This window comes from Erwinia sp. QL-Z3, assembly GCF_004551645.1.
Taxonomy (GTDB): Bacteria; Pseudomonadota; Gammaproteobacteria; order Enterobacterales; family Enterobacteriaceae; genus Erwinia; species Erwinia billingiae.
Genome location: NZ_CP037950.1, coordinates 4586303 through 4606924, shown reverse-complemented (window position 1 = coordinate 4606924; position 20622 = coordinate 4586303). Strand labels below are relative to the sequence as shown.

General features: G+C 56.2%; 19 protein-coding genes and 1 riboswitch. Of the genes, 9 read left to right on the top strand and 10 right to left on the bottom strand.

The window, feature by feature from the left end; all coding sequences use genetic code 11:
- Positions 1-19: 19 nt before the first annotated feature.
- The 3 genes from mglC (at position 20) to E2F51_RS22085 (ending at position 1869) form a co-directional block, all read left to right on the top strand.
- Positions 20-1030, top strand: a complete 1011-nt coding sequence (mglC, locus tag E2F51_RS22095) for a galactose/methyl galactoside ABC transporter permease MglC (protein ID WP_013202998.1) — start codon at positions 20-22, stop codon at positions 1028-1030.
- Positions 1031-1249: 219 nt separating this feature from the next.
- Entirely contained in the window at positions 1250-1429 is a 180-nt protein-coding gene (locus tag E2F51_RS22090; protein WP_105760677.1) for a type II toxin-antitoxin system HicA family toxin, read from the top strand.
- Positions 1430-1458: 29 nt separating this feature from the next.
- Positions 1459-1869, top strand: coding sequence for a type II toxin-antitoxin system HicB family antitoxin (locus tag E2F51_RS22085; RefSeq protein ID WP_013202996.1), 411 nt, complete (start codon positions 1459-1461; stop codon positions 1867-1869).
- 59 nt (positions 1870-1928) lie between these two features.
- Here the strand turns inward: E2F51_RS22085 and sanA are convergent, their stop codons facing one another.
- The 6 genes from sanA to metG form a co-directional block, all read right to left on the bottom strand.
- Positions 1929-2795 (bottom strand): outer membrane permeability protein SanA, encoded by an 867-nt coding sequence (sanA, locus tag E2F51_RS22080; protein ID WP_013202995.1) that lies wholly within the window; start codon positions 2793-2795, stop codon positions 1929-1931.
- A gap of 163 nt (positions 2796-2958) precedes the next feature.
- Complete coding sequence (locus E2F51_RS22075; RefSeq protein WP_013202994.1) at positions 2959-4656, bottom strand: NAD-dependent malic enzyme; 1698 nt, start codon at positions 4654-4656, stop codon at positions 2959-2961.
- Between the two features lie 166 nt (positions 4657-4822).
- Positions 4823-5707 carry a cytidine deaminase gene (cdd, locus tag E2F51_RS22070; RefSeq protein ID WP_134824581.1) on the bottom strand — a complete coding sequence of 295 codons (885 nt, stop codon included), beginning with the start codon at positions 5705-5707 and terminating at the stop codon, positions 4823-4825.
- A gap of 128 nt (positions 5708-5835) precedes the next feature.
- Positions 5836-6528, bottom strand: a complete 693-nt coding sequence (locus E2F51_RS22065; protein ID WP_013202992.1) for a CidB/LrgB family autolysis modulator — start codon at positions 6526-6528, stop codon at positions 5836-5838.
- Complete coding sequence (locus E2F51_RS22060) at positions 6521-6916, bottom strand: CidA/LrgA family protein (protein WP_013202991.1); 396 nt, start codon at positions 6914-6916, stop codon at positions 6521-6523. The genes E2F51_RS22065 and E2F51_RS22060 overlap by 8 nt, the downstream gene beginning before the upstream one ends.
- A gap of 137 nt (positions 6917-7053) precedes the next feature.
- Positions 7054-9135 carry a methionine--tRNA ligase gene (metG, locus tag E2F51_RS22055; RefSeq protein WP_041692067.1) on the bottom strand — a complete coding sequence of 694 codons (2082 nt, stop codon included), beginning with the start codon at positions 9133-9135 and terminating at the stop codon, positions 7054-7056.
- 186 nt (positions 9136-9321) lie between these two features.
- Between metG and apbC the strand changes: the two genes are divergently transcribed.
- Positions 9322-10434 (top strand): iron-sulfur cluster carrier protein ApbC, encoded by a 1113-nt coding sequence (gene apbC, locus E2F51_RS22050; RefSeq protein ID WP_105760680.1) that lies wholly within the window; start codon positions 9322-9324, stop codon positions 10432-10434.
- Between the two features lie 35 nt (positions 10435-10469).
- Here apbC and E2F51_RS22045 read toward each other — a convergent pair whose 3' ends face one another.
- Both E2F51_RS22045 and E2F51_RS22040 read right to left on the bottom strand, forming a co-directional pair.
- Positions 10470-10892 carry a GNAT family N-acetyltransferase gene (locus E2F51_RS22045; RefSeq protein WP_013202988.1) on the bottom strand — a complete coding sequence of 141 codons (423 nt, stop codon included), beginning with the start codon at positions 10890-10892 and terminating at the stop codon, positions 10470-10472.
- Between the two features lie 27 nt (positions 10893-10919).
- The gene (locus E2F51_RS22040) at positions 10920-11165 is read right to left on the bottom strand and encodes a hypothetical protein (protein WP_013202987.1); all 246 of its coding nucleotides are present in this window, start codon (positions 11163-11165) and stop codon (positions 10920-10922) included.
- Between the two features lie 150 nt (positions 11166-11315).
- Here E2F51_RS22040 and E2F51_RS22035 point away from each other — a divergent pair, with 150 nt between their 5' ends.
- From E2F51_RS22035 to E2F51_RS22015, 5 genes are all read left to right on the top strand, one after another.
- On the top strand, positions 11316-13193 hold the full coding sequence (locus E2F51_RS22035; RefSeq protein ID WP_134824580.1) for a potassium transporter Kup: 1878 nt from the start codon (positions 11316-11318) through the stop codon (positions 13191-13193).
- An 81-nt stretch (positions 13194-13274) separates the two neighbouring features.
- Positions 13275-13377, top strand: a riboswitch (TPP riboswitch).
- Positions 13378-13412: 35 nt separating this feature from the next.
- Entirely contained in the window at positions 13413-14198 is a 786-nt protein-coding gene (gene thiM, locus E2F51_RS22030) for a hydroxyethylthiazole kinase (RefSeq protein ID WP_134824579.1), read from the top strand.
- Entirely contained in the window at positions 14195-14995 is an 801-nt protein-coding gene (thiD, locus tag E2F51_RS22025; protein ID WP_013202984.1) for a bifunctional hydroxymethylpyrimidine kinase/phosphomethylpyrimidine kinase, read from the top strand. The genes thiM and thiD overlap by 4 nt, the downstream gene beginning before the upstream one ends.
- Before the next feature lie 151 nt (positions 14996-15146).
- Positions 15147-16199: a class I fructose-bisphosphate aldolase gene (gene fbaB / locus E2F51_RS22020; RefSeq protein ID WP_105760682.1), complete on the top strand. Its 1053-nt coding sequence runs from the start codon at positions 15147-15149 to the stop codon at positions 16197-16199.
- Between the two features lie 152 nt (positions 16200-16351).
- A complete protein-coding gene (locus E2F51_RS22015; protein WP_134824578.1) occupies positions 16352-18397 on the top strand; it encodes an FUSC family protein in 2046 nt (681 codons plus the stop codon).
- Here the strand turns inward: E2F51_RS22015 and E2F51_RS22010 are convergent.
- A complete protein-coding gene (locus tag E2F51_RS22010; protein ID WP_134824577.1) occupies positions 18392-19081 on the bottom strand; it encodes a GntR family transcriptional regulator in 690 nt (229 codons plus the stop codon). The genes E2F51_RS22015 and E2F51_RS22010 overlap by 6 nt on opposite strands.
- A 77-nt stretch (positions 19082-19158) precedes the next feature.
- Positions 19159-20622, bottom strand: coding sequence for a mannitol dehydrogenase family protein (locus E2F51_RS22005; protein WP_134824576.1), 1464 nt, complete (start codon positions 20620-20622; stop codon positions 19159-19161).

Genomic DNA, 20622 nt, shown 5'->3' with positions numbered 1-20622 from the left:
TAGGGTAAGGGCTGTTACCATGAAAGCAGTGAATAAAAAAAGTGCACTCACCTGGTTAAAAGAAGGTGGGATCTACGTTGTGTTGCTGGTACTGCTGGCAATCATTATTTTCCAGGACCCAACTTTCTTAAGTTTGATGAACCTGAGTAACATTTTAACCCAGTCTTCCGTGCGTATTATTATTGCATTGGGCGTGGCCGGGTTAATCGTCACCCAGGGTACTGACCTGTCAGCCGGCCGTCAGGTGGGTCTGGCCGCGGTGGTTGCCGCCACGCTGTTGCAGGCGATGGACAATGCCAACAAAGTCTTCCCGCATATGGACACGGTGCCAATTCCATTGGTGATCCTGGCAGTCTGCGTGATCGGCGGCGTCATTGGTCTGGTCAACGGCCTGATCATCGCTTACCTGAAGGTGACGCCATTTATCACCACGCTGGGTACGATGATCATCGTTTACGGTATTAACTCCCTGTATTACGACTTTGTCGGTGCCTCACCGATTGCCGGCTTTGACGAGAAGTTCTCGACCTTTGCCCAGGGCTTTGTGCGCTTAGGTGATTTCAAGCTGTCTTACATCACCTTCTATGCAGCGATTGCGGTGTTCTTTGTCTGGGTGCTGTGGAACAAAACCCGCTTTGGTAAAAACATTTTTGCCATCGGCGGTAACCCGGAAGCGGCACGTGTGTCAGGTGTTAACGTTAACTTCAACCTGATCCTGATTTATGCGCTGTCGGGTGTGTTCTACGCCTTCGGCGGGATGCTGGAAGCGGGCCGTATCGGCTCGGCAACCAACAACCTCGGCTTTATGTATGAGCTGGATGCGATTGCGGCCTGTGTGGTAGGTGGCGTGTCGTTTGCCGGTGGTGTCGGTACCGTGGCAGGTGTGGTAACCGGTGTGCTGATCTTCACCGTTATCAACTACGGTCTGACCTATATCGGCGTTAACCCTTACTGGCAGTACATCATTAAGGGCGGAATCATCATCTTCGCCGTGGCGCTGGATTCACTGAAATACGCCCGTAAGAAGTAACCCTTCTCCGGCAGACAAAAGGTCAGGCAGCGCAAGCTGCCTGACCTTTTTTATTGCCAGTGTGTCTGCCCGGGTTTGATCTGACCAAATGCGCATCTCAACCTCAGCGTAGTTTGCCCATGGGGTTGAATGAGAATAATTTATAACCCGAGTAACTCCGTTGCATGCTGGGGTTATTGGAGTTATTATTCTTGCGCCAGGACGCAATGGGGTAAAAGGATGGATAGCAGGACGTTAATCGCTGAAATCAAAGCTGACGGTTGGGAACTGATTAGGGTAAATGGAAGTCATCATCATTTCAGGCACCCCACCAAAAAAGGGGTAGTGACTATCCCCCATCCAAAGAAAGATTTACCCATAAAAACGATAAAGAGTATTAAGAAACAAGCGGGGATGTAATCCTCGTTTTCATCGAGAGAGGGTAATTCATGCTATATCCAATTGCTATTGAGAACGGTGACGAGCACCATGCTTACGGCGTGACCGTGCCAGATTTGCCCGGTTGTTTTTCTGCCGGAGAAACGTTAGAAGAAGCCGTGAACAATGCCAAAGAGGCGATTACTGGACATATTGAATTGCTTATCGAGCTGGGTGACGATATTCCGGCCGTATCCTCCCTGAGCGCTCTTGTTGCCGATAGTCAGTATGCTGGCTATACCTGGGCGCTTGTCGATGTGGACCTGGCCCGGCTCTTAGGGGGCACTGAGAAAATCAACGTGACTTTACCGAAGTCACTTATTGACCGTATAGATCGCTGTGTGGCCACACACCCTGAGTTTAAAAGCCGTTCTGGTTTCCTTGCTCAGGTGGCGATTGAGCGTATTGCGAAAGGCGTTTAACCCTCCCCATTTCAGCAAAAAGGTGCCTCAGTGCCCTGACTCTTCGATTAAATCTGCTATTACGGCCCGGAAGGGACTTCGGCTGGCTGTGCGGGTGAGGGCGGCGCCGGTTTTGGCGAGTCGGGCTCTGCGGGTTTGCCACTGTCTTCAGGCGGTTGCGGCGGCGTTTGCTGCTGCTGAAGTTTGGCAGCGGCGGCAGCTTTCGCCTGAGCCTCAAGCTTCTCCTGCAGCTCCAGCAGTTGCTCAGGCGTGACCGCCGGATAGCTTTGCGTATCTTCCGGCACTTCCACCCGTGCAGGAATCGGGATCAGCGGCCCGAGGAAATGCGGCTCGCGCTTCATCACATACAAATCGGCCAGCGCGCCCAGACGGGCACCGACTTCGCGAACCCGGATATTCAGCATGTTTTTCGGCGAAGGAACCGCGTAACACTGTGCCTGAATACCCATATGCAGGGCGATAAACAGCGCGCGTTCGCAGTGGAAGCGTTGGGTGATGATGATGAAATCGTTGGTATCGAACACTTTGCGGGTACGCACAATCGAATCCAGCGTCCGGAAACCGGCATAATCCAGCACGATATCGGCCGGATCGACGCCGGCGGCAATCAGATCCTTGCGCATGGTCATCGGTTCGTTGTAGCTGTGCAGGGCATTATCACCGCTCAGCAGCAGGTAATTGACCTTGCCGCTGTTATAGGCGTTCAGCGCGCCCTGCATGCGATACAGGTAGTATTGGTTGATGCCGCCGCCGCGATAATATTTGGCCGTACCGAGCACCACACCGACCTGGCGATGCGGCAGCGATTTCAGATTTTCGTAGATATAGGGAGCGGTTTTCCAGCTCATCCAGCGATCGAGGCCGAGCGCGGTCAGTACCATCAACGTTATGATGATAATCAGACCATAAATCAAGCGTTTTACCATGCCAGAGAGCGCTCAGACTTGCAGAAAAAGGGTGAATCAAGGCTACTTGACCCGGCGGGGTGAAGCAAGCAACAGCGCACCGGTTGGCGGATTTTCGCACAAATCGCCGGAAGAAAAGGGCAAAGTTGAGAGCCGGGTGCAGAAAGCACCCGGCCGCGATCAATCAGATTGAGGTCCGACGATAGTTACGGTATTGCGGCAGCCAGAAATTGGCCGCAATTGACTTGGACAGCACGTCTTCAGAGGTAACGACCGCCACGCCTGCTAACTGTGCGGCTTTGCCGACAGCCATAGCGATCAGTTTCGATACGCCCTGGATATCTTTCACTTCTGGCAGCACCGGGCCGACGCCATCGTTAACCAGCGGTGAGCAGTCGGCTAAGGCACGGCTGGCGGCCATCAGCATGCTGTCGGTGACGCGGGTAGCGCCGGACGCAATCACCCCAAGGCCAATGCCCGGGAAGATATACGAGTTATTGCACTGGGCGATAGGGTAGGTTTTCTCTTTCCACATCACCGGAGAGAATGGGCTACCGGTTGCCACCAGCGCGGCACCATCGGTCCAGGCCATAATGTCCTGCGGCGTGGCTTCAACCCGTGACGTCGGGTTGGACAGCGGCATGACGATAGGGCGCGGGCAGTGCTTATGCATCTCGCGGATAATCTCTTCGCTGAACAGACCCGGCTGGCCGGAAACGCCGATCAGGATATCCGGCTGAGCGTGACGCACCACGTCCAGCAGCGAAATGGCGTCGGAGCTGGCATGCCAGTCCGCCAGATTTTCGCTTTTCTGCACCAGCTTGCTCTGGAAGTTCAGCAGGTTAGGCAATTTGTCGGTCAGCAGACCGAAGCGGTCCACCATAAACACGCGGGCGCGGGCTTCTTCATCGCTCAGGCCTTCGGACTTCATCTGCGCGATAATTTGCTCGGCGATACCGCAGCCGGCAGAACCTGCACCGAGGAATACCACTTTCTGCTGGCTCATGGTGCTGCCCGCCGCACGGCTGGCGGCAATCAGCGTGCCCAGCGTAACGGCGGCGGTGCCCTGAATATCATCATTAAAGCAGCAAACTTCGTCACGGTAGCGTTCGAGGATCGGCATCGCATTTTTCTGTGCGAAGTCTTCAAACTGCAGCACCACGTTCGGCCAGCGGCTCTTCACCGCCTGAATGAACTCGTGGACGAAGTTATCGTACTCTTCGCCGGTGATGCGCGGATGACGCCAGCCCATATACAGCGGGTCATTCAGCAATTGCTGGTTGTTGGTGCCGACGTCCAGCACGATTGGCAAGGTGTACGCCGGGCTGATACCGCCACAGGCGGTGTACAGCGAGAGCTTACCAATGGGAATGCCCATGCCGCCGATGCCCTGGTCGCCCAGGCCGAGAATGCGTTCGCCGTCGGTAACGACGATCACTTTGACATTCTGCTTGGTGGCGTTTTGCAGCATATCTTCGATGTTGCCGCGGTTCGGATAGGAGATAAACACGCCACGGGCACGTCGATAGATTTCGGAGAAGTGTTCACAGGCCGCGCCGACGGTGGGGGTGTAAATAATCGGCATCATCTCTTCAAGATGGTTGTCCAGCAGACGGTAGAAGAGGGTTTCGTTGGTGTCCTGAATATTGCGCAGATAAACGTGTTTGTCGTTATCGTTTTTGAAGTCCTGAAACTGCTTCCAGGCACGCTTGGCTTGCTCTTCGATGGTTTCCACCGTTTCAGGCAGCAGGCCGCGCAGGTTAAATTCATTTCGCTCTTCTACAGAGAAGGCGCTTCCCTTATTCAACAACGGGAATTCCAGCAAAATAGGGCCGGCATAAGGAATATACAGCGGTCGTTTACTTTCGTATTCGAGTTCCATGCAATCAATACTCATTCGGATCGGGATGTTGTGGGCCAATCCTAAAATAATTAGTCTGAAAGTACAGCTTTTGTTAACGGGTTATAACAAAAGGAACGGTTTTTATTCAATTTTTGCGAAAGCTGAACAGGATGCAGCGTAACGCTGCATCCTGGCGTTGAAGGGATCAGTCCAGCGGAACGGTGGTCAGACTGGCGCAGCCCAGCGCGTGCAACGTCGCCTGAGTCGCCTGGCGCTGAATGACCCTGGCGTCCGGCGCTTCTGCCAGCACCGCGCGCTGAATGCTCAGCACATCATGGCCGGCAAGGCTGAGCAGGTTGAGGGCGGCTTGTAACGGCGGCAGGCTGGGGTTGAAGGCGGCATTTTCCGCGTAGCTGCCGGCGAAGATCGCGCCGTCTGCGGATTGCAGCGCCACGCCGCTCCAGGCCTGAGTATAAGGTGCATGACTGCGGTTGGCGGCCTGCAGCGCGGCCTGCGTCAGCGCATCGCCTTTGATGCTCAGCTGGTGGTCAACGTCATCCAGCAGCAGCGTTTTGATCTCCAGATCGCGCGGGCCGAAGGCATCGGGCAGATAGTCTCCGAGCGTGGCCGGTGCGCGGCCCGGAAGATGAATGTTCAGCGCGGTGCCGCTGTTTAGCTCATTCATAAACTGGCGGCAGTGACCGCAAGGCGTGTAATTGACGGTGATGGCTTCCAGCGAGGCTTCGCCGCGCATCCAGGCGTGGGTGACCGCACTTTGTTCGGCATGCACGGTTTGCTGCATGGTCGCGCCAACAAACTCCATATTGGCACCGAAATAGAGGTGTCCGCTTTTGCCTCTTGCCAGCGCGCCAACATTAAAGTGGGAGAGGGGCGCCACGGCGCAGGCGGCAGCCAGCGGCAGCAGAGCAAAAGCCAGCTCACGATCGTCCAGGCCTGATGCGGATTTAACGTCAGCCACCTGCGCTGGCGTCAGGAATGCCTGAAAGTCAGCAGCGGAAAGGATCGGCAGCAGGGCGGTTTGCAGGGCTGTCGGCAGCGTGGCAAACGCGGCTTGAAAACGTGGGTGCATTATCGGGCCTCTTTAACTGGTTCGGCCGCTAAGTGTAGCGGGCAGTTGCTGAGTTATATGTGATTGATATCACGCAAGCAATGCAATTTATGAAAGCGAATTACAAAATGCGCGACGCATCGCAAATTTTAACCCCAGAGGTGCATCAGCAACGGGAACAGGAACGGCGCCAGCAGCGAGGTAATAATCCCGCAGATCACCAGCGCCAGCGAGCTGTAAGCCCCTTCCTGATAATCCAGCTCCGCACAGCGCGCGGTGCCCAGCGCATGGGAGGCGTTGCCAATCGCCAGCCCGCGCGAAGGCTTGCCGGTAATCTTCAGCAGGTTCAGCAGCATATGACCAAATACCGCTCCCAGCACGCCGGCGATCAGCACACAGATCGCGCTGATCGCCGGAATGCCGCCTAAGGTGCCAGATACGGCCATCGCGATCGGCGTGGTGACCGACTTCGGCATAATGGTGGCGGCAATCTGCGGCGTGGCACCCATCCACAGCGCAATCGCCGTCCCGGAGACCATCGCCGTCATGCTGCCCATAAAGCAGACGCCAATAATCGACTTCCAGCGCGCGCGGATCTGATGCATCTGCTCATACAGCGGAATGGCTAACGCCACGACAGAAGGCTGAAGAAGATGGTTAAGCACCGAACTGCCCTGGAAATAGCGCGCATAGGGCATCTGAATCAGTAACAGCAGCGGGATGATCACCGCCATCGATACCAGCAGCGGATTGACCAGCGAGATTTTCACCTTTGCCGCCACGCGACGTGCGGCAAAAAACACCATCACCGTCAGCGGCAGTGACCACCAGATATCACTCATCGCCGGCTCCTGGTTTGATCAGCGGACGGCTGTGTAACCGGTGTGACACCAGTCCGACGGTCAGCAGCACGATAAAGGTACTCAGCACGCAGGAGACCACGATCGGGCCAAACTGCGCGCTCAGAATATCGGTGTAGCTCATGATGCCGACGCTGATCGGCACAAACAGCAGGCCCATATAGCGGATCAACAGGGTGCTGCCGGGTTTCACCCAGTCCACCGGCAGGATCTGCAATGCCAGCAGACCAAACAGGATCAGCATGCCAATAATGCTGCCGGGGATCGTCACGGGCAGCAGGCCAGCCAGGGCTGTTCCGGCATAAAGACAGAGGTAAATGATGACAAAGGCGCGAAGATATTGCCAACCAAGGGACAGGGCGGTACGCATGATAAGCTCCTGGTTTTAAGAACGTTAATCATACGATGAAATGCTAAAACGTGCTATCGGTCACACTGGGCAGAAGAGACAAACAAAAAAGGGGCGAACCTGGATTCGCCCCTTAAACATCTTAACGCAACGGGAAGTTATTTAACCTGCATACCCGGCTGAGCGCCGCTGTCGGCACCGAGGATAAACAGATCTTTGCCGCCAGGGCCGGCAGACAGCACCATGCCTTCTGACACGCCGAAACGCATTTTGCGCGGTGCCAGGTTGGCCACCACCACGGTCAAACGACCTTCCAGCACCGATGGGTCTGGATAGGCGGCGCGAATACCGGAGAAGATCTGGCGCGTTTCGTCGCCACCCATATCCAGCACCAGACGAAGCAGCTTGTCAGAACCCTCAACCAGCTCAGCGGTTTTGATCAACGCCACGCGCATATCCACTTTGGCAAAGTCATCAAAGCTGATGGTGTCGCCAACGTCGGCATCGGCTGAAGCAGCCGCTACCGCAGGTTTTGCCTCGGCGGATTTTTTCGCTTTGCTGTCTGCAACCGCAGGCGCATTGGCCACCGCAGCATCTTCTTTCGAGGCTTCAATCAGCGCGTTGACTTTGTCCATCTCAATGCGGCTGTACAGCGCTTTAAAGGCCGAGATTTTATGGTCCAGCAGCGGCTGCTGAATGCCATCCCAGCTCATTTCCACATTGAGGAACGCTTCGGTGCGTTCAGTCAGTGATGGCAGCACCGGTTTCAGCCAGGTCATCAGTACGCGGAACATGTTGATGCCCATCGAGCAGATCGCCTGCAGATCGGCATCGCGGCCTTCCTGCTTGGCGACAACCCACGGTGCCTGCTCGTCGACGTAGCGGTTTGCCACATCGGCCAGCGCCATGATTTCGCGCACAGCACGACCGAACTCGCGGCTGTTCCAGGCTTCGCCAATGCTGGCGGAGGCATCGGTGAAGGTTTTGTACAGCTCAGGATCGGCCAGCTCCGCGGAGAGTTTGCCGTCGAAACGCTTATTGATGAAACCGGCGTTACGGGAAGCCAGGTTCACCACTTTGTTAACGATATCGGCGTTCACGCGCTGCACGAAATCTTCCAGGTTCAGGTCGATATCGTCAATGCGCGAAGAGAGCTTCGCCGCGTAGTAGTAACGCAGGCTGTCTGCATCCAGGTGCTGCAGCCAGGTGCTGGCTTTAATAAAGGTGCCGCGAGATTTTGACATCTTCGCGCCGTTTACCGTCACATAACCGTGTACAAACAGGTTGGTCGGCTTACGGAAGTTGCTGCCTTCCAGCATCGCTGGCCAGAACAGGCTGTGGAAATAGACGATGTCTTTACCGATAAAGTGGTAAAGCTCGGCATCGGAATCTTTCTTCCAGAAGGCATCAAAATCGATGTCGCCGCGCTTGTCACACAGGTTCTTGAACGAGCCCATATAGCCAATTGGCGCATCCAGCCAGACGTAGAAGTATTTGCCCGGCGCACCCGGAATTTCGAAGCCGAAGTAAGGCGCATCGCGGGAGATATCCCACTGCTGCAGGCCAGACTCGAACCATTCCTGCATTTTATTCGCCACCTGCTCCTGCAGCGCGCCGGAGCGGGTCCAGGCTTGCAGCATGGCGCTGAACTCTGGCAGGTCGAAGAAATAGTGCTCAGAATCACGCATCACCGGCGTCGCGCCAGAGACCACCGACTGCGGATTGATCAGCTCGGTCGGGCTGTAGGTCGCGCCGCACACTTCACAGTTATCGCCGTACTGATCGGGCGATTTGCATTTCGGGCAGGTGCCTTTAACAAAACGATCCGGCAGGAACATGCCTTTTTCCGGATCGTACAGCTGTGAAATGGTGCGGTTCTTGATGAAACCGTTCTCTTTCAGACGGGTATAGATCAGCTCTGACAGCTCACGGTTCTCGTCGCTGTGCGTCGAGTGATAGTTATCGTAGCTGATGTCAAAGCCAGCAAAATCTGTCTGATGTTCCTGACTCATCTCAGCAATCATCTGCTCAGGCGCAATACCCAACTGCTGAGCTTTCAGCATAATTGGCGTACCGTGTGCATCGTCCGCACAGATGAAGTAAACCTGATTGCCGCGCATTCGCTGGTAACGGACCCAAATATCTGCCTGGATATGCTCGAGCATGTGGCCGAGATGAATGGAACCGTTGGCGTACGGCAGTGCGCACGTTACCAATATTTTTTTCGCGACTTGAGTCATAGTAAGACTTGCTATACCTGTTTTAAAAGGGGGGATAGATGGTAACCGAAAGGCCGTCCCTGCGTAAACAATCCCGCGATCTCACCGCCGTTTTTTAAGGCCGGTAACATCACCGCCTGCCACTTCTGATATGCTTAAACCCATCTGAACCCATTAAAGAACTGATAAAGAAAACAAGGAGCCGGGATGACGGTACAAGCTCAGGGTCAACATTCACCGGAAGCGCTGCGTGCGATGGTGATGGGCACATTGACCACTTTTGAACATCCGACGCTGAAGCATAACCTCACCACCCTGAAGGCGTTGCACCACTGCGCGTTGATGGACAATACCCTGCATATTGATTTGGTGATGCCATTTGCCTGGCATAGCGGCTTTGAAGCGCTTAAAGAGTCGACCAGCGCCGAGCTGTTACGTCTGACCAGCGCCACCGCCATCAGCTGGCGCTTGACGCACGACATCGCCACGCTGAAAAGAGTGAAAAATCATCCCGGTGCCACCGGCGTGAAGAACATTATTGCCGTCAGCTCGGGCAAAGGTGGCGTGGGAAAATCCAGCACCGCCGTCAATATGGCGCTGGCATTGGCCGCTGAAGGAGCCAAAGTCGGGCTGCTGGATGCCGATATTTACGGTCCTTCGATCCCCGACATGCTCGGCACCCGTGATGAACGCCCAACCTCGCCAGACGGCACGCATATGGCGCCGATTATGGCGCACGGCCTGGCAACCAACTCGATTGGTTATCTGGTGACGGACGATAACGCCATGGTCTGGCGTGGGCCGATGGCCAGCAAAGCGCTGATGCAACTGCTGAATGAAACCATGTGGCCGGACCTCGACTATCTGGTGCTGGATATGCCGCCGGGTACCGGTGATATTCAGCTGACGCTGGCGCAGAATGTGCCGGTGACCGGTGCGGTGGTGGTGACCACGCCACAGGACATCGCGCTGGTGGATGCCCGAAAAGGTATCGTGATGTTTGAGAAGGTTAACGTCCCGGTATTAGGTATCGTTGAGAATATGAGTATGCATATTTGCAGCAACTGCGGTCACCACGAGGCTATTTTTGGCAGCGGCGGGGCGGAGAAATTAGCAGAGCAATACCATACGCGCCTGCTGGCCCAGCTGCCGCTGCACATTACGTTGCGTGAGGATCTGGATGATGGACAGCCAACGGTGGTGCGTCGTCCGGATAGTGAGTTTACGGCGATGTATCGCCAACTGGCCGGTGCGGTGGCTGCCCAGCTTTACTGGCAAGGGGAAGTGATCCCTGCCGATATCGCCTTCCGCGCGGTCTGAGTCACCTTCTCCCGGTTTCATCGCCGGGAGAGCGTTCAGCGCACAAAATGCATCAGCCAGTACTCACCGTGTTCACTCTCGCCGTCAGAAATTATCGTCCAGCCATGCCGTTGATAAAAGGCCACCGCATGATGATTGGCCTTCATGCATTTCAACGCGCCGGTGGAGGTGAACGCCGCCTGCACGGCGGTCAGCAATAGGCTGCCCACGTGCTTTCCCTGCCAGTCGGGGTCGATAAACAGGCTGTGCAGAAAATTATCGTTAGGTAACACCGCCGCAAATCCGAGGCGGTGACCGTTGTCTTCCGCCACCAGGATGCGCTCGCCCAGCGTGACCCGATCAAAATCTTCCAGCGCCCAGTCACTGCCATCCAGCCAGTGCCAGTTTGCCTTGCGCGACGCAAGAAACAGCGTGCGCAGGAAAGGGCGGTCGGCCTCAGTAAAGGGACGAACGTTCACGACTGGCTCCGGCGCGCGCGGGGATTATCAGACCGGCTTGACATGCCGTTCGCCATCAAGCCCGGTGCCGCGATAGTCGTAGTCAATTTTTCCGGCCTCAAACAGCTCATCAAGCACCTTAAAATTATCCGGTGGCGTCACGTTGCAACGGTGGTTAAGCGTGGTGTCGAGGATAGAAAACCCCCGATCCCCGCGTGAAATCTGTTTCAGGTATTGCAGCATCTTCAGCGCTGCCACGCTGATGCCGTACTGTTCATTAAGCGGTCTGGTCATAATGCGTTGCGTATTGTCTCGGCTCAGGACGGGATGATGCCCAAGAGTAGCGTATTGTTGGCCGTTAGCCAAAAGAGTCCTTGGGCGAAGTTGACGCTTTCCCATCTCCAGGCCAGTGTAAAGAGATTGGGGTTTCATAAGGAAGGCGCAATGACCGCCAGCCAGGACACACAAGAAAACACGCTTAGCCTGCCGGTACTAGCCGCCGGCGCGCTGGGGGTGGTATTTGGCGATATCGGCACCAGCCCGCTGTATACCTTAAAAACCGTGCTCTCTTTGTCGGGCGAAGGGCCCACGCCGGAGGTGATCCTCGGGCTGCTGTCGCTGCTGTTCTGGACCATGGTGATGATCACCTCGGTAAAGTATGCCCTGTTTGCGATGCGTATCGATAACCATGGCGAAGGCGGCATTCTGGCGCTGATGTCGCTATTAGTACGCAAGGATAAACGGCGACCGCTGGTGCTGTTTGCCGGGCTTTTCGGTGCGGCGCTGATATATGGCGACGGTGCGATCACGCCAGCGATCTCGGTACTCTCTGCCCTTGAAGGGCTGACCATCATCCTGCCGGAATCACAACCCTGGATCCTGCCTGGCGCGGTGGTGATCCTGCTGGCGCTGTTTGCCATTCAACCGCTGGGCACGGCGAAGATTGGCAAAGTCTTTGGTCCTATTATGGCGCTGTGGTTCGCGGTTATCGCCGGGCTGGGCATCTGGGGGATTGTGCAGCATCCTGCGGTGCTGGTGGCGCTCAACCCGATGTACGGCATCGACTTTCTCTTCTCCAACGGCATCGTCAGCTTTCTGGTGCTCGGCGGCGTATTCCTTTGCGTCACCGGTGCGGAAGCGCTGTATGCCGATATGGGCCATTTTGGCAAAAAGCCGATTTGGCTGGCCTGGTTTGCTATCGTCTTTCCCAGCCTGCTGCTCAACTACGCCGGACAGGCAGCGTTACTGCTTTCAGGTGCTGACGTGACGCAAAATATCTTCTTCCGGCTTTGCCCGCCGGTATTGCAAATCCCGCTGGTGATCCTCGCCACGCTCGCCACCATCATTGCCAGTCAGGCGATTATCAGCGGTGCGTTTTCCATGACCCGTCAGGCAATTCAGCTAGGCTGGCTGCCGAGGCTGCGGGTTAAACAGACTACCGAAGAGAGCTACGGGCAAATCTATATCGGGGCGATTAACTGGTTGCTGATGGTGGTGACCATCTTTCTCGCGGTGTTCTTCAAATCTTCCGACAAGCTGGCAGCAGCCTATGGCATCGCCGTGTCGCTGACGATGATCATGACTTCCGGGCTGTTGTATGTGGCGATGAATGAGGTGTGGCGCTGGAACCGGCTCACCAGCCTGCTGATTGCCGGCGTGTTCTTTGTCATCGACCTGTGCTTCCTGGTCGCCAATATGAGTAAGGTGTTCGAGGGTGGCTATATGCCGCTGATCCTGGCGCTGGTCGTGTACGGTGTGATGTTGCTCTGGCACCGCGGCGTGGAAGCGGCGAGCAGGGCGGTGCACGAAAAATTTATTCCGGTGGACAACTTCCTGGCCATGCTGGAAGAAAAAGCCATACCCAGAGTACCGGGCACGGCGGTGTTTCTGACGCGGGAGAAAGAGGGCACGCCGCCGGTGATGCAGTGGCAGGTGAAGCGAAACGGCTCACTGCATGGGCACGTGCTGTCGCTGACGATCGCTATCGACAACGTTCCGCGCATCAATGCCGACGAGCGCTTAACCGTCACCCAGCTTGCGCCGGGCTTCTGGCACGCGCTGGCGGTGTATGGCTTTATGGAGCGGCCGAATATCCCTGCGCTGTTACGCTATCCGCAACTGGATAACTGCGAGCTGGATACCGAGCATGTCACCTATTATCTGGGCCATGAAAACATCATCCCACGCGAAGGTAGCGGCGGCCTGCCGGCCTGGCAGCGCGTGATTTTCAGCTGGATGGCGCGCAATGGCATGCATGTGACCGACTACTATTACCTGCCCAGTGACCGTGTGGTGGAGATCGGTCGCCGCATACCGGTTTAGCGGTGGAATGTTAATCTGATTACCGCCTGGGGGATGGTAAAGAAAAGCGCCATCCCGTAATCTGGCGGCTGATAGCACGTAGTTAATGACTCGGGGTGCCGTTTCTTTCCAAAGAAAGGGCTGAGAAAAACCCGTCGAACCTGAACTGGATAATGCCAGCGGAGGGAAGTCAGATGCCTGACCGCATCGCCTTCTTGATCGCCGGTTGGGAGTTGTACCATGAACCAACCTCATACCTTTGTCGCGGCGGATGCCGTGGCGTCGCTCCACCTCTTCCGTGAAAAATCGCCGTTAATTCACTGCCTGACCAACGATGTGGTGCAGACTTTTACTGCCAACGTGTTGCTGGCGCTGGGCGCATCGCCGGCGATGGTGATTGATCCCGACGAAGCCGCGCAGTTCAGCGCCATTGCCGATGCCGTGCTGGTCAACGTCGGCACGCTCACCCATTCCCGCAGTGCAGCAATGCTGGCTGCCGTGCACGCGGCCGGAAAGGCGCAGCGTGCCTGGACGCTGGATCCGGTTGCCGTCGGCGCATTGACCTTCCGCACTGAATTCTGTCAGCAGCTGCTGGAACACCGTCCTGCGGCTATTCGCGGCAACGCCTCGGAAATCATGGCGCTGGCGCGCCAGGCAACCTCCGGGCGCGGCGTCGACAGCCTGCATGACTCGGCGCTGGCGCTGGACGCCGCTCGTCTGCTGGCCAGCACCACCGGCGCTATCGTTGCGGTCACCGGGGAAACGGATTACGTCACCGATGGCCAACGGGTGCTGGCTGTGGCTGGCGGTTCGCCGTTGATGACCCGCGTGGTCGGCACCGGCTGCGCGTTGTCGGCGGTGGTGGCCGGATTTGCCGCGCTGCCTGGCGACCGGTTAACGCACGTTGCCAGCGCCTGCCGGATAATGAGCCTGGCAGGCGAACGCGCGGCGATGGCGGCAGCGGGTCCCGGCAGTTTTGTTGCGCTGTTCCTCGACGAGCTGTTCACTCTGGAGGTTCAGGGATGAAGCGCATCAACGCACTGAGCATTGCCGGAACCGATCCCAGCGGTGGCGCGGGCATTCAGGCCGATCTGAAAACCTTCTCGGCGCTGGGTGCCTATGGCACCACCGTGATCACCGCGCTGGTGGCGCAGAATACCTGTGGCGTGCAGTCGGTTTACCGCATTGAGCCCGACTTTGTCGCGGCACAATTACATTCCGTGCTGAGCGACGTGCGCATCGACAGCGTAAAAATCGGCATGTTAGCCAGCAGCGATATCGTCAAGGTGGTGGCTGAAGGACTGAAGGCCTCGTCCGTGCCGTGGATTGTGCTGGATACGGTGATGCTGGCGAAAAGTGGCGATCCGCTGCTTTCGCCGACGGCGGTTGCCACGCTGCGTGAGTGCCTGTTGCCGCACGTTTCACTGATCACGCCAAATCTGCCGGAAGCGGCGGCGCTGCTGGAGTGTCCGGTTGCCACTAACGAAGATGAGATGCGGCGACAGGGAAGGGCGCTGTTAGCGCTGGGTTGCCAGGCGGTGCTGATGAAAGGCGGACATCTGAGCGATGCCGAAAGCCCGGACTGGCTGTTCAGCCGCCAGCTGGAGCAGCGTTTTACCGCGCCGCGCGTGCCAACAAAGCATACCCATGGCACCGGCTGTACGCTTTCCGCTGCGCTGGCCGCGCTGCGACCCCGGCATGATAACTGGGTGTCGACGGTGCAGGACGCCAAGGGCTGGTTACAGGGCGCGCTGGAGCAGGCCGATTCGCTGGAAGTCGGCAAGGGCATCGGCCCGGTGCACCATTTTCATCGCTGGTGGTAGCGGACGATCGGCAACGTTTACACTGGGATCGTTCTGAAAAATGGAGTCAGCAATTTGCCTTAATGTCCGGTTAGGGTCCACGCTGTTGGGGTCAGAAATCATTCATGGCAGGCGTTAATGCCTGCCGGTTTCACCTTAAACAGGAGCTAACATGACGGACATCGTACAGTTATTGGGCAAAGAAGCTGACACTCTTCTGCAACATCGCTGCATGACCATTCCAGCGGAAAGCCTTTATTTACCGGGCGCGGATTATGTTGATCGGGTGATGATCGACAACAATCGTTCTCCTGCCGTGTTACGCAATATGCAGACCCTCTACAACACCGGCCGTCTGGCCGGCACCGGATACCTGTCAATCCTGCCGGTCGATCAGGGCGTCGAGCACTCGGCGGGCGCGTCATTTGCTGCCAATCCACTCTATTTCGATCCAAAGAACATCGTCGAGCTGGCCATCGAGTCGGGCTGTAACTGCGTGGCCTCCACTTATGGCGTGCTGGCCTCGGTGTCGCGCCGTTATGCGCACCGCATTCCGTTTATGGTCAAACTGAACCATAACGAAACCCTCAGCTATCCCACGCAATACGATCAGACCCTGTATGCCAGCGTCGATCAGGCCTTTAACTTAGGGGCGGTTGCCGTGGGCGCCACCATCTATTTCGGTTCTGAACAGTCGCGTCGTCAGCTGGAAGAAATCTCCGTCGCCTTTGAGCGCGCTCATGAGCTGGGTATGGTCACCGTACTGTGGGCCTACCTGCGTAACAATGACTTCAAGAAAGAGGGTGTGGATTACCATGCCAGCGCGGATCTGACCGGTCAGGCTAACCATCTGGCGGCCACCATCGGTGCCGATATCGTCAAGCAGAAGATGGCGGAAAACAATGGTGGGTATAACGCGGTGAAGTTCGGCTCAACCGACGAGCGCGTTTACAGCAAATTAACCAGCGACAACCCGATCGATTTGGTGCGTTACCAGCTGGCAAACTGCTATATGGGCCGTGCCGGGTTAATTAACTCGGGTGGCGCAGCGGCAGGTGAAACCGATACCGCCGAGTCAGTGCGCACCGCGGTGATCAACAAGCGTGCGGGCGGTATGGGGCTGATTTTGGGCCGTAAAGCCTTTAAGAAATCGATGAAGGATGGCGTGGCGCTGATCAATTCGGTGCAGGATGTCTATCTGGCGAAAGACGTCACCATTGCTTAATCGCTAACGATAAGGGGTTGACAATGATTAGCCCCTTATCTTTCACCCTATGTGATTATTTTGTTACAAACTATCGATGCCTCAGCCTCTCCACTCTTGCCCGAAAATCGCTAAAATAGCGCTTTAGTCTGACGTGAGCCGTGAAGTAAATAATGAAGTGGTTATCTAAAAATGCGTGGTTATTTGCCGTCAAAACCTGCATTGCCGCCTTTATCGCCTTATATATCGCGCTGAAACTGAACCTGGATAAACCGGCCTGGGCCATGGTCTCGGTTTACGTGATTTCACAGCTGTATTCTGCCTCCACCCTGTCGAAAGCCTTGTTCCGCTTTCTTGGCACCGTGCTGGGCGGGATCTTTATCTTTCTGATCTACCCAATAACCGTTACCCATCCGATGCTGTTCAGCCTTTGCGTTTCGCTGTGGGTTGCCTGCTGCCTGTATCTTTCGCTGCACGACCGCACGCCGAAGAGCTACGTGTTTATGCTGGCAGGCTACAGCGCGGCGATCATGGGCTTTGCCGATGTCACTACGCCGCTGTCGATCACCTATACAGTGATTTCCCGTATCGAAGAAATTACCGTGGCGATTATCTGCAGCAGCCTGGTGCATATGCTGGTTTTCCCGGTACGGATGCGCAATCTGCTGGAAAACAGCGTCAGTAACTGGTTCGACACTGCAAAGAACGTCTGCACCGAACTGCTGACCATTGAATCGAAAGAGAGCTCGCCCGAAAGGGACCAAATCCTGGTGCAGATGGCGAACTATCCGGTGGCGGTTGAAACCCTGATCACCCATTGCGTGTATGAAGGCGACTCCGCGCGCAAGCTCATCCGTCTGGTCAGCGCGCAGTATCAGCATCTTTCCTATCTGATCCCAACGCTGACCGCGATTGAGAAGCGCCTGAGCCTGCTGGCGGAGCAGGGCATCACCTTCCCGGATTTTGTCGCCGAGTCGTTCAGTCACTTCCTTGTCTGGCTGAACAGCCCGGAACAAAGCGGGCAGGCACAGTCAATTGAGGCAGACATCACTGCCTCGCAGGAGCGGATCAAAGCGCTGTATGGCCGCGGTGAAATGAACGCGGAAGAAGGTTTGTTGCTGATTGGGTTACTGGAAAGGCTGCTGAATTTTATCCGCATTGCCGATTCCTATTTCAACGCCCGCGAGCGCGTTAGCCAGCTGTCGCCGGAGAAAAAGCGCGGCAGGCTTAAGCTGATCAGGAAGCATCGCGATAAAGGGCTGATCCTGTTATCGGCCTTCACCGCGTTCACTGCCACGATGATCGGCTGTATTTTCTGGATTGGCACCGGCTGGAAAGATGGCGCGTCAACGCCGATGATAGCCGCGGTTGTCTGTTCGTTCTTCGCGGCGATGGACAGCCCAATCGCTTCGATGAAGGTGTTTCTGAAAGGGGTATTGATCGCCATTGTGATCAGCGTGCTGTACGTCGGGCTGCTGATCCCGATGACCGTAACCTTTGAATCACTGATTATCTGTCTGGCACCGGGACTGCTGGCGCTGGGACTGGTCATCGCCAATCCGTCGACCAATTTTATCGGGCTGATTATCGCTACCCAGATCCCCGGTTTTATCGGCATGACGCACGATTTGCAGCCCGACCTGCTGTCGATCCTTAATGCCTCGATCTCAACCGTGGTGGGCATTTTACTGGCGGTGCTGGTCACGGCCATTATCCGTAACAGAAGGCCGGCCTGGTCTGCCAAACGCGTGTTGCGTAAAGGGATTAAGGAGCTGCTGCAGTTCACCGGCGAAATCAAAATTAACGCTTCTTCGCTGCTGTCGCGTCAGCAGTATGTCGCCAGCATGATCGATAAAATCAACGTCATCCTGCCGCGTAACCGCATCGATCCTTCGCCCGGCGTGGCGCTGGGGGGCAATCTGATTACCGAAATCTGGCTTGGGGTGAACTGCTATGACTTTTACGCCAGGCATCAGGCGATTATCAAAGACCATCAGCTGGAAACCGATGCGGTGATGTTTGAGATTAATCAGTACTTTAAAAAGCGACTCAAGGATATTCACCTGGAGCCGCCGCAATCGTTGCTGATGGAGTTGAATCAGCTGCTGGTTAAGACCGAGGCATTGTGCCGTGCAGATATGGCGCTGTTCAGGCCGCTGTTCTATCTGTTCAATATCCGCATGGCACTCTATCCGACGCAGAGATGGCCAGCGTTATAGCGGCTTTTCAAACCACTCGCTGTTTTGCTCAGCAATCGGCGTGATGGAGAAAATCATCTCCTGAAGATGGCGGCGCAGGGCGTGCTCGGCGCCGTCAACATCTCTTGCAACCAGCGCCTGATAAATCTCCTGATGTTGCTGGATCAGGCTTTCCGGCGGGGAGACTTTGCTTAACGTCAGGAAGCGCACCCGATCCATGGCCGCTTTAATGTTTTCGACCGTTTCCCATGACAGCTCGCAGTTTATGCTCTGCGCAATCAGGCGATGGAACTCATCATCGAGCAGTAAAAAGGCCTGGCTGTCATGACGCTCAGCGGCCATTTTCTGCAGTTGAAGATTGTGTTCAAGCTGGGCCAGCGATTCGGCAGAGGCCTCAACAGCCGCCCGGCGGATCACCGCCACTTCTACCGCTTCACGGATAAAACGTCCATCCGCCACGCGTTTGGCCGAAATTTTGCGTACGAAGGTGCCGCGCTGGGGCAAAACCTGCACCAGCCCAGCTTCGGCAAGCTTAATAAAGGCTTCACGCACCGGCTGGCGTGAAACGCTGAACCGCGAGGAAACCTCTTTTTCTGACAGCAGCGAACCCGGTGGGATCGCGCAGGTCACGATGTCCTGGCGCAGGAATCGGTAAATTTGCTGATTTACCGGTTCGTTGGCGGTAATGATATAAGCGGTAGACATTGAGTAATATCCCTATACCTTCTGGACGAAAGTCTAAGTCTAAACAGGGCGCTGGCTCTTCGCCAGCGCTTATTCGCTTAAGCCTGCGTCAGGGCAATTTTTACCGTCTCTTTGGCGCCTTTTTCGCGTAAAAGCTGATAGAAATGGTTCACTTTTGCGACGAATGCCGGTTCAGCGGCCAGATCTTCGCCAAATACCGCTTTTAACGACAGCAGGCCGGCAATCCGCGCCTCGCCATCCGCGGTTTCTGCAACGCGTTGCGCCAGCCGATCGCGCATCGGATCGCGGATTTCAATCGGCTGACCCTGCTCATCAACACCGCCGACATAACGCATCCAGCCCGCCACGCCCAGCGCCAGTAAGTCGTAGCTGCCGCCATGCTTCAGGTGCCAGCGAATGCTGTCCAGCCAGCGCTGGGGCAGTTTTTGTGAACCATCGTTAGCGATCTGCGCGGTGCGGTGTTTAATCGCCAGGTTTTCATAACGGGCGATCAGCGAGTTGGCATACGCCGGCAGATCGACGCCTCGAGTGCTCAGCGTCGGTGCCTGTTCGTCCAGCATCAGACTCAGGGCGGCCTGACGATAGTAGGGGTCCGCCATACAATCACTGATGTGCTGATATCCGGCCAGATTACCGAGGTAAGCGAGGAAGGAGTGGCTGCCGTTCAACATGCGCAATTTCATCTCTTCAAATGGCAGCACGTCGCTGACCAGCTCTGCACCGGCTTTTTCCCATTCAGGACGGCCGCTGACAAAGTTGTCCTCAATCACCCATTGCAGGAAGGGTTCGCACACCACGCTGACCGGATCGTCGCAACCGAGTTTGTCGCGCATCGCCGCATGGGTTTCGTCCGTCATCGCCGGCACAATGCGATCGACCATGGTGGAAGGGAAGGTGACGTGTTGCGCAATCCACTCCGCCAGTTCGTGACTCTGTTTTTCCGCCAGACCAAGCACCACGTTGCGGGTAACGTGGCCATTTTCCGGCATATTATCGCAGGACATCACGCTCAGCGGCGGCAGGTTGCGTTCGCGACGACGGACGATGCCGGCAAGGATAATGCCCGGCAGGGAAATGGGGGCGTCGGGATGGGCGAGGTCATGGACGATCGACGGGTGCGCCAGATCCAGCTTGCCGCTGGACGGTTCGTAGCAGTAGCCTTTTTCGGTCACCGTCATCGAAACGATTGCCACGTCCGGCTGCGCCAGCGCTTCAATTACCGCATCAATGCCGTCTGATTTGCCATGCAGAGCGTCCTTCACCACGCCAATCACCCGCAGCGCCATCTGGTCACCGGACATTTCGGCCACGGTGTAGCAGTAATCCTGCTGTTTCAGGGCCTGAATCAGTTCGCCGCTGTTGAGGTTAACTTCGCAGTAACCCCAGTCACTGCCGCGTTCGCTGGCCAGTCTGTCGCTACAAACGGCCTGATGGGCACGGTGAAAGGCACCAAAGCCGATATGCACCATGCGCGTTTTGAGCTTCTGGCGGTCGTAATCCGGGCGGACCACGTCCGCCGAAAGATGGTCAAGTGAAAGCAT